Genomic DNA, 8,764 nt, shown 5'->3' on the forward strand with positions numbered 1-8,764 from the left:
TATGCGCCGCCTGCAACAAGCCCGTGACCTGCACGCTCAGGTTGGAATCAGCTCAGTGGTAGACGCCGGGGAACAGGAAGGTTCGGGCGAACCGTCCGGTGGCCTTGGGGCCGCCCATCCGCTGGGTGAGGGCGTGGTGGTAGGCCAGGGTGCTCTCGGTCGGGATGGCGGGGTCGGCCCAGCCGTGCCACATGATGAGCTTGCCGCCGCGGTCGCGGAAGCGGGTGAGGTCGGGGTCGGTGGAGTCGTAGATGCCGCTCATCTCGCGCAGTTTCTTGAAGGTGCGCAGGTCGAAGCGGTGGTCCTTGAGGGTGTAGGACGCGGGTGGGTTGTTCCAGGACGCGAAGTATTTGAGGTAGTTGTAGCCGAGGGCCTCCAGGCCGCCGGTCTGGCCTTGGGGTGCGATCACGTAGCCGAGCCAGGCGGCTTCGGTTCCCTTGGCGAGTCCGGCCGGGAACCGCCGTCGGCCCTTGGCGTCGACCGGCCCCTGGTAGATCTTGCGGACCACGTCGACCTGGTCTCTGGTCAGGCAGGTCGGTTGGGGCGAGGCGGTGGGGCAGCGCAGCGTGCCGGGATCGAAGTCGCAGTTGCGCGGGTTGTTGATGAGGCCGTCGGTGAGCCCGTCGGTGGCGTCGCAGGCCTGCATGACCTTGCTCTGCAGGAGCGGCAGCTTGTCCGGGCCGAGGATCTGGCGGCCCTTGTCGTCGGTGTTGACGGTGGCGATCCAGGGGAAGAACTCGCCGGCCAGTGCGACGAGGTTGTTGCCGGGGGCGCCGGCGATGATGCCGTCGAAGTCGTCGGGGTAGCGCTGGGCCTCCATCAGCGCCTGCCGGCCGCCGTTGGAGCAACCGGCGAAGTAGGAGTACTGGGGCGCCTGCCCGTAGTAGGCCTTGGTGACCGCCTTGGCGACGAGCGCGGTGACGTGCTCGGACCGGTAGGCCATGTCGATTCGCAGCTGCGGGTCCGAGTGGGCCCAGAGGGCGTCTCGCGAGTCGACGCCGATGTGGCCGCCGTTGCTGGCGCCGAGGACGACGCGCCCGTCGTCGGGGGGCGCGCATCCGCCGGGGAGGAAGTGGTTGGGGTTGTCGGGGGCGGCGAATCCGCAGAAGCCTCCGCAGCCGAGCTGCACGTAGCGTCCGGTCCAGCCCTGCTCGGGGAGCCGGAGTTCGAACTGGATCTGGGGTGAGACATAGCCCTTGACCTGGCAGTAGGCGGGCTTGTCGGCGGTGGCGGCGACGTGCGTCGCGGAGATGATCCTTGTGGGGGCGTCGGGCAGGGCAGTGAGGTCCAGGCCGGTGAGCTGCTGGCAGGGGACGGCCGCCGCCGTCGGTGTGGTGGTGCCGGCTCTGGCCGGTGTTCTGCCGGTGAGGGCCTGGGCGGCGGTGGCCGTCATCAGTACGGCCATGAGGGTGCCGACGATCAGGAGTGTCGGTCTGGTTTTGGGCAGGCTTACGCGTCTCATGTGGGGTGGGTGTCCTTCCGCCGGGGGTGCAGCAGAGGACCGCTCTGCTGCGGTCGGAAATGGGTGAGGGCGTCGCGGGGAGGGTGTGTGGTCAGTTGACCTGGCGGCTGCGGCCGGACCAGTACGGTGCCCGCAGCGACTTCTTGTCGATCTTGCCAGCGGGGTTGGTGGGCAGGGAGTCGATGAAGTCGACGCTCTTGGGCGCCCAGACGCTTCCCTTGTGCTCCTTGACCAGGGCGATGAGCTCGTCGGGTTCGACCGGGGTGCCCGGCCGGACGACCACGAGCGCCTTGACCGCCTCGCCCCAACGCGGGTCCGGGACGCCGATGACGGCGCACTGGGCGACGGCGGGGTGGGTGATCAGAACGTCCTCGATCTGGCGGGGGAAGACGTTGAAGCCGCCGGTGACGATCATGTCCTTCTTGCGGTCGACGATGAAGACGTAGCCGGCGTCGTCGATGTAGCCGATGTCGCCGGACCGTACCCAGCCGTCCTGCATCGCCTCGGCGTCCCGGTCGGCGTCGACGTAGCCGACCATCTGCCGGCGCTCCATACGTTGCGCTGGTTGAGGAGCCGTTGCTGCGCGAACCCGTCGGTGCCCTGCGGCGGGGCGTCCGCCGTCGCCTTCTTCAACCATCCGTCCAGGAAGTTGGCCGGTAGACCGCTCAGGGCGGTGGTGAGGGTGACGTCGTCCAGGGACGATTCGACCAGTGCCTGGCGGAAGGCGTCGTCGGCGAGGCTCTCGGTGGTCGCGATGAACTTGGTGCCCATATAGGCCAGATCGGCGCCCAGGGCCTGGGCGGCCCACAGGGCGACGCCGTCCGACACGCCTCCGGCTAGGACGATGGGCCCGTCGAACTGGCCGCGGACGGCCCGGACGAACGACAGCGGGTTGGCCCAGCCCGTCTGGCCGCCGGCGCCCGCTGTCAGCAGCACCAGGCCGTCCACGCCGGCGTCGATCGCGCGTTGGACGTGCCGCATGCTCGCGACGTCGGCGAAGACCAGGCAGCCCGCGTCCTGCAGCGGGGCCAGGACGGGAGCGGGCGACCCGACGCTGGTGATGACCAGGGGCACCTCATGGCGGATCAGGGAGGCGACGTCCCCCGCGAGCCGCTGGTTCGAGCGGTGCACGACCAGGTTCGCGGCGAACGGTGCGGCCTCGTCCTCCAGGTCGGCCAGGCCGGCGGTGATCTGCTCCAGCCAGCCGTCGAGCTCGGACGGCGTCCGCGCGTTGTGGGTGGGGAAGGAGCCCACCACGCCGTTGCGGCACGCCGCGGTCACCAGGTCGGGCCCCGACACGTCGGTCATCGGGGCGGCCACGAGTGGGAGCGCTAGGCGGTCGAGCCGGGAAGGCAGCGCCATCACCCCTCCAGAGTGAAGATTCGATGGTGGATCCTGAGATCGCAGCATGCGTCTGTAGTGGGCACTTGGTGGCGTAAGTAAATATGGATTAACCTCCGTTGGCAAGAGTAAGCAGCACGACACCAGTGCGGAGGTTCTGCGTGGACCGTTTCGTTCAGATCGCCGGGGTCGGGATGACCCCGTTCTCCAAGCCCAGTGCGGGCACCCCCTACACGGTGCTCGCCGAGCAAGCCGCCCGCGTCGCGCTGGCGGACGCGGGCCTCGACTACCGCCAGGTGCAGCAGGCCTACGCCGGTTACGTCTACGGCGACTCCACCTGCGGCCAGGCGGCCCTGTACAGCCTCGGGCAGACCGGCATCCCCATCGTCAACGTCAACAACAACTGCTCCACCGGCTCCTCTGCGCTGTGGCTGGCCCGCCAGGCCGTCCAGAGCGGCGAGGTGGACTGCGTGCTGGCCGTCGGCTTCGAGCAGATGCGCCCGGGCGCCCTCGCCAGCGTCTGGGACGACCGCCCCGACCCCCTCGAACGCTCCGAGACGGCGATGGCGCAGATCCAGGGAGCGGACGCGCACGCACCGGTCGCCGCGCAGTTGTTCGGCGGCGCCGGCCAGGCCTACGCCGACGCGCACGGCACCGCCCCCGAGACGTTCGCCAGGATCTCGGTCAAGGCGCGGCGCCACGCCGCCGCGAACCCCTACGCGGTGTTCCGGACGGCGCTGACCGAGGAGGAGGTGCTGGCGTCCCCGCGCATCTACGGGCCGCTGACCCGCCTGCAGTGCTGCCCGCCCACCTGCGGCGCGGCGGCCGCGGTGGTCTGCAGCACCGACTTCGCGCGGCGGCACGGCCTGGACGCCTCCGTCGCCATCCGCGCCCAGGCGCTCACCACCGACACCGCGTCCACCTTCGACGCCGGAGACATGATGAAGGTCGTCGGCTACGACATGAGCCGGGCCGCGGCCGAGCGCGTCTACGCCGATGCCGGCGTAGGGCCCGACGACATCGACGTGGTGGAGCTGCACGACTGCTTCACCACCAACGAGCTGATCAGCTACGAGGCGCTCGGGCTCACCCCCGAGGGGACTGCGGAGAAGTTCGTCCTGGACGGCGACAACACCTACGGCGGGAAGGTCGTCACCAACCCGTCCGGCGGGCTGCTGTCCAAGGGACACCCCCTCGGCGCCACGGGCCTCGCGCAGTGCGCCGAGCTGGTCTGGCAGCTGCGCGGCCAGGCCGACGCCCGGCAGGTCGAGGACGCCCGGCTGGCTCTCCAGCACAACATCGGGCTCGGCGGCGCCGCCGTGGTCACCCTCTACGAGAGGACCTGCTGAGATGGCCGGATCACCAGCGATCGGCTTGTCCACGCCGCCGTCGACCGTCGATGTAGAGCGCGGACGGCTGCGGCTGTTCGCCAAGGCCATCGGGGAAACCGACCCCGTCTACACCGACCTCGACGCCGCCCGCGGCGCCGGCCACCGCGACCTGCCCGTTCCCCCGACCTTCCTGTTCTGCCTGGAGATGGACCGGCCGGACCCCTTCGCCTTCCTGACCGAGGCCGGAATCAACCTCGACCGGGTCCTGCACGGCGAGCAGAGCTTCACCTACCACGCGCTCTGCCACGCCGGCGACAGCCTGACCTTCGAATCCCGCATCACCGACGACTACGAGCGCAAGGGCGGCGCGCTGCGGTTCCTCGTCCGCCAGACCCATGTCACCAGAGCCGGCCGGCCGATCGCCGACCTGAGCAACGTCATCGTCGTCCAGCAGGAGAAGGCGGAAGCATGACCCCCCTCACCGACCTGCACGAGGGCGACGAACTGCCGCCCCTGCGGCTACCGAAGATCAGCCGGACGACGCTGGCCCTGTACGCGGGCGCATCAGGCGACCACAACCCCATCCACATCGACATCGACGCCGCCCGCAACGCCGGGCTCGACGACGTCTTCGCGCAGGGCATGCTCTCCATGGCCTACCTCGGCCGGCTCCTGACCGGCTGGGTCACTCAGGATCGCATCCGCTCCTACAGCGTCCGCTTCACCTCCATCATCCCGCTACACGCCGAGCCGATCTGCACAGGCCAGGTCACCGCGATCGAGGACGGCGACGGAGAACGCCGCGCCCGCCTCGACCTCCAAGTGGCACTGAACGACGGCACCATCTCGCTGCGCGGCCAAGCCCTCATCGCACTGGCATGACAGCACCGGAAAGGACTCCCGTGGGAACACTCGACGGCAAGATCGCCCTGGTCTCCGGCTCCGGCCGCGGCATCGGCCGCGCCATCGCCCTCAAACTCGCAAGCCACGGCGCCCGCGTCGTCATCAACGATCTCGACCCCGAACCGGCCGAGGAGACCTTGACGACGATCAAAGCCGCCGGCGGCGAGGCCGTCGCCTGCGTCGGCAGCGTCACCGACGAAGACTTCGCCGACCGGTTCGTCGCGACAGCCGTCGACACCTACGGCGGCGTCGACATCGTGATCAACAACGCCGGCTACACCTGGGACAGCGTCATCCAGAAGATGACCGACGAACAGTGGGACGCGATCCTGGACGTCCACCTCAAGGCGCCGTTCCGCATCCTGCGCGCCGTCCAGCCGGTCATCGGCGCCCGCGCCAAGGCCGAACAAGCCGGCGGCCTGCGCGTCCACCGCAAGATCGTCAACATCTCCTCGATCGCCGGGCTCGGCGGCAACGCCGGCCAGGCCAACTACAGCGCCGCCAAGGCCGGCATCGTCGGCCTCACCAAGACCCTCGCCAAGGAATGGGGCCGCTACGCGGTCAACGTCAACGCCGTCGCCTACGGCCTCATCCGCACCCGCCTCACCGAAGCCGCCGCTGACAGCGACTCCACCATCGACGTGCAAGGACGCCAGATCAAGGTCGGCGTCAACCCCGGCCTGCTCACCGCCATGGAGCAGATGATCCCGCTCGGCCGGGCCGGCACCCCCGAGGAAGCCGCCGGAGCGGTCTACCTGCTGTGCCTGCCAGAGTCGGACTACATCAGCGGCCAGGTCGTCGTCTGCGGCGGCGGCTACTCCTGAACGGACCTAACATTCCCCACGTGATGCCGACCGAGGACAAGACCGCGATGACCCGGACGAGCACGCATCCGGCACGCGGCAGGCGCCCACGCGACCGCAAGGCGCAGATCGTGACCGCCGCCGCCGACCTGTTCCACCAGCACGGCTACCACACCGTCACGATGGACCAGATCGCCGGCGCGGTCGGCATCACGGCCGGGGCCCTCTACCGCCACTTCCGCAACAAGCAGGAACTGCTCGCCCGCACCGTCGACGACGGCCTCTCCGCGTTCGAGACCGCCGTCCGCGACACCGCACCAGGAGACATCGACACCCTCCTGGACGTCATGGCCTCCCTCACGCTGGACCGCCGCGACCTGGGAGTCCTCTGGCAACGCGAATCCCGGAACCTTCCCGACGCCGACCGCGACCGGCTACGCCACCGCTTCCGCGGCGTCGCCGAGAACACCGCCCCGGTCATCCAAGCAGCCAGACCCGGCCTCACCACAGCCGACGCCGACCTGCTGACCTGGGCACTGTTCGCCGTCTTCGCCAGCCCCTCCCACCACAGCGCCCAACTTCCCCGCGCTCGCTTCCACGCCCTCCTGCGGCAACTCGGAGGTGCCGTGATCCACACCGCGCTCCCCGACTCCCAGGAGAGGCCCGACCGCCCCAACACCGAGACCAACACCGGGCTCTCCCGCGCGTCCCGCAGAGAATCCGTCCTCGACGCCGCCGCCCGCCTGTTCGGCGAACACGGCTACCAGGCCGTCAGCATGGAGGACATAGGCGCCGCCGCCGGCATCAGCGGCGCCGGCATCTACAACCACGTGACCGCCAAGTCCGAACTCCTCGTCGCGGCCCTCACCCGCGCCGCCGACGCCCTGCACATGGACGCCGGCCGCATCTTCGCCACCGCGTCCACCCCCGGCCAGGCACTCACCCGACTTCTCCGGTCCTACATCGACCTGACCCTGACCTCCAGCCACCTCACCGGCGCACTGATCACCGAGGTCGTCCACCTACCCCACGACCAACGACGCACAATCCGCCGCCTGCAACACGACTACGTCGGCGAATGGGTCCAACTGCTCACCACCGAGACACCCGACCTCACCGAACCCGAAGCCCGCGTGATCACCCAGGCCGTCCTCGCCATCGTCAACGACCTGGCCCGCATCCAACACCTGCGCCGACGCCCCCACCTCGACGACGATCTCGCCGCCCTGGGACGCGCTCTCCTGACCCCGTCGCTACCGGGTATCGCCTGACGAAACCCACAAACGCTCCTGCTTGCCACACAAGGCTAATATTTGCATACTTGTGCAAGTGAACAACCCTGAGTCGACGGGCGATCTTGGTGCGGTGCTGGGCCACCAGCTCTTCCGCGCTCTGGGCGACCCCACGCGTGTCCGCCTGGTGGATCTGCTCGCCGAGCGCTGCCGCGCCTGCTCAGTCTCGGAACTCGCCGAATGCCTCGACGTAGACCTGTCCGTCGTCTCCCGACACCTCGCCCTTCTACGGGCTGCAGGCGTCCTACGGGCGACCAAGACCGGGCGGAGCGTCCTCTACGAGATCCAATTCGACCCACTCGCCGAGACACTGCGCGGCATCGCCGACGCGCTCGAACGCGCCCGCGACGACTTCACCACAAGCGCCTCCTGCGCCCCGTCGGCCAACGACCAGAAGGAAGGAACCTCGTGACCACCACCGCGCACGCCGCCACGGCATCCGACGCCGCCGGCTCCGCCCCCAGAACACCCCTGGTCGTCGACTATTGGACTGTGGCAATGGGAGAAGAGGCCTCATGCGGCTCCTGCGATGAGACGCTCACCGTGCTCGACCGGGCCATCGACACCGTCCGCCCATTCGCCGACCAGCTCGGCATCGCCCTGAAGATCACGCCGCGAACCATCTCTACCTGGGACCAGGCACTGGAACACCAGATCACCGCCTCGCCGACCATCCGGGCCGAGGGAAGCGAACTGTGCCCCTCCCACCCGGACGGCACCGAAACCCGCCTGTGGATTTGGCGCGGCGAAACCGCCAACTCGCTCCAGCTCCAAGCCGCCCTCGACTTCGTCCTCCAAGCCCTGACCGCCCGCAGCCGGCAACTCAGTGACTACCTCTCCCACGGAGGACCTTCCTCGTACCTCCGCCAATTCCTCTCCGTCTCGAGTGCAACCGCTCCTGCAGCAACCGAGGCCTGCGGACTTAGCGCCGCATGCCCATAAGCGAGACGCGCCGACGTCCCACAGGCGTCGCAGTCATTGCAAGGAGGCCAGTGACGTTCGGGACCCATCTGGGCCCCGGTCTGTGGAGATGTCTCTCCAGGCGTGAAAAGTGATCTTGCTGGGGGCCAAGTGGTTCCCCGACCTCGACGCCGCGCTCACCGAGATGCTCGGTGTACCGAGGCCCGGCGGACAACTGCGATTCTTCGAACACGTCCAGCCCGAGTCCTCACTCGGCGTTGTCTGCCGCGCGGGCTCGGTGCCGCCGTCTGGCCGCTCCTCAACGATGGCTGTCGCCCCAGCCATGACGTCCTGGCCTCGGATCCTGGCTGCCGAGCCATTTGGTACGGGCGCACAATGGCTGCCGGATGCCGTTGTGAGGCCAATCCGGCCGGGCGCATCCGAACTGGATGAGGCTGCAGCATGGGGTCGACCTAAGGAACGTTTGGTGGTTGCCGGTCGTGCCGCCAACCTGATTCACTCCCTGCCCCGCAGGCTCTCAGCAGGACCCCTTTGATCATCTTCGCCATGATGGATTCCCGAATATGATTCGAGAATGGCGTTCGGTTGACGTCGGGTTTGTGAGCTATCCATAGCGGGATTGTGGCGAATTTCCGGGTCCAGCTATGTGAATCGAAAGTGCCGCCGCGGAGTAGTACGCTAGTTCGAACGCGAAAACCCCGGCGCACGCGG

Annotated in this window: 10 protein-coding genes; 7 read left to right on the plus strand and 3 right to left on the minus strand. The window is 68.8% G+C overall.

The genetic code is table 11. The annotated features are described in order from the left end of the window. Nucleotides 1-52: 52 nt before the first annotated feature. The 3 genes from ACIWVC_RS33330 to ACIWVC_RS33340 form a co-directional block, all read right to left on the minus strand. On the minus strand, nt 53-1,462 hold the full coding sequence (locus ACIWVC_RS33330; protein WP_396453076.1) for a tannase/feruloyl esterase family alpha/beta hydrolase: 1,410 nt from the start codon (nt 1,460-1,462) through the stop codon (nt 53-55). A 91-nt stretch (nt 1,463-1,553) separates the two neighbouring features. After that, nucleotides 1,554-1,961, minus strand: a complete 408-nt coding sequence (locus tag ACIWVC_RS33335) for a hypothetical protein (protein WP_396455071.1) — start codon at nt 1,959-1,961, stop codon at nt 1,554-1,556. Beyond that, nucleotides 1,874-2,824, minus strand: coding sequence for an NAD(P)H-dependent flavin oxidoreductase (locus ACIWVC_RS33340; RefSeq protein ID WP_396453074.1), 951 nt, complete (start codon nt 2,822-2,824; stop codon nt 1,874-1,876). Before ACIWVC_RS33340 ends, ACIWVC_RS33335 begins: the two co-directional genes overlap by 88 nt. Nucleotides 2,825-2,964: 140 nt before the next feature. Between ACIWVC_RS33340 and ACIWVC_RS33345 the strand changes: the two genes are divergently transcribed. From ACIWVC_RS33345 to ACIWVC_RS33375, 7 genes are read left to right on the plus strand one after another with little or no spacing between them, the layout of a single operon-like run. After that, complete coding sequence (locus ACIWVC_RS33345; RefSeq protein ID WP_396453072.1) at nt 2,965-4,152, plus strand: lipid-transfer protein; 1,188 nt, start codon at nt 2,965-2,967, stop codon at nt 4,150-4,152. Nucleotide 4,153: 1 nt separating this feature from the next. Further along, nucleotides 4,154-4,606 (plus strand): MaoC family dehydratase N-terminal domain-containing protein, encoded by a 453-nt coding sequence (locus ACIWVC_RS33350; protein WP_089327876.1) that lies wholly within the window; start codon nt 4,154-4,156, stop codon nt 4,604-4,606. Continuing rightward, nucleotides 4,603-5,016, plus strand: coding sequence for a MaoC family dehydratase (locus ACIWVC_RS33355; protein WP_396453070.1), 414 nt, complete (start codon nt 4,603-4,605; stop codon nt 5,014-5,016). The genes ACIWVC_RS33350 and ACIWVC_RS33355 overlap by 4 nt, the downstream gene beginning before the upstream one ends. Nucleotides 5,017-5,036: 20 nt before the next feature. Continuing rightward, nucleotides 5,037-5,861 (plus strand): SDR family NAD(P)-dependent oxidoreductase, encoded by an 825-nt coding sequence (locus tag ACIWVC_RS33360; RefSeq protein ID WP_396455069.1) that lies wholly within the window; start codon nt 5,037-5,039, stop codon nt 5,859-5,861. Between the two features lie 23 nt (nt 5,862-5,884). Then, nucleotides 5,885-7,111: a TetR/AcrR family transcriptional regulator gene (locus ACIWVC_RS33365; RefSeq protein WP_396455072.1), complete on the plus strand. Its 1,227-nt coding sequence runs from the start codon at nt 5,885-5,887 to the stop codon at nt 7,109-7,111. A gap of 58 nt (nt 7,112-7,169) precedes the next feature. Continuing rightward, nucleotides 7,170-7,544 (plus strand): helix-turn-helix transcriptional regulator, encoded by a 375-nt coding sequence (locus ACIWVC_RS33370; protein WP_131953741.1) that lies wholly within the window; start codon nt 7,170-7,172, stop codon nt 7,542-7,544. Then, a complete protein-coding gene (locus ACIWVC_RS33375; protein WP_396455070.1) occupies nt 7,541-8,074 on the plus strand; it encodes a hypothetical protein in 534 nt (177 codons plus the stop codon). The genes ACIWVC_RS33370 and ACIWVC_RS33375 overlap by 4 nt, the downstream gene beginning before the upstream one ends. Nucleotides 8,075-8,764: the final 690 nt, after the last annotated feature.

The sequence above is a fragment of the Actinomadura sp. genome, assembly GCF_044508335.1.
Classification (GTDB): Bacteria; Actinomycetota; Actinomycetes; order Streptosporangiales; family Streptosporangiaceae; genus Spirillospora.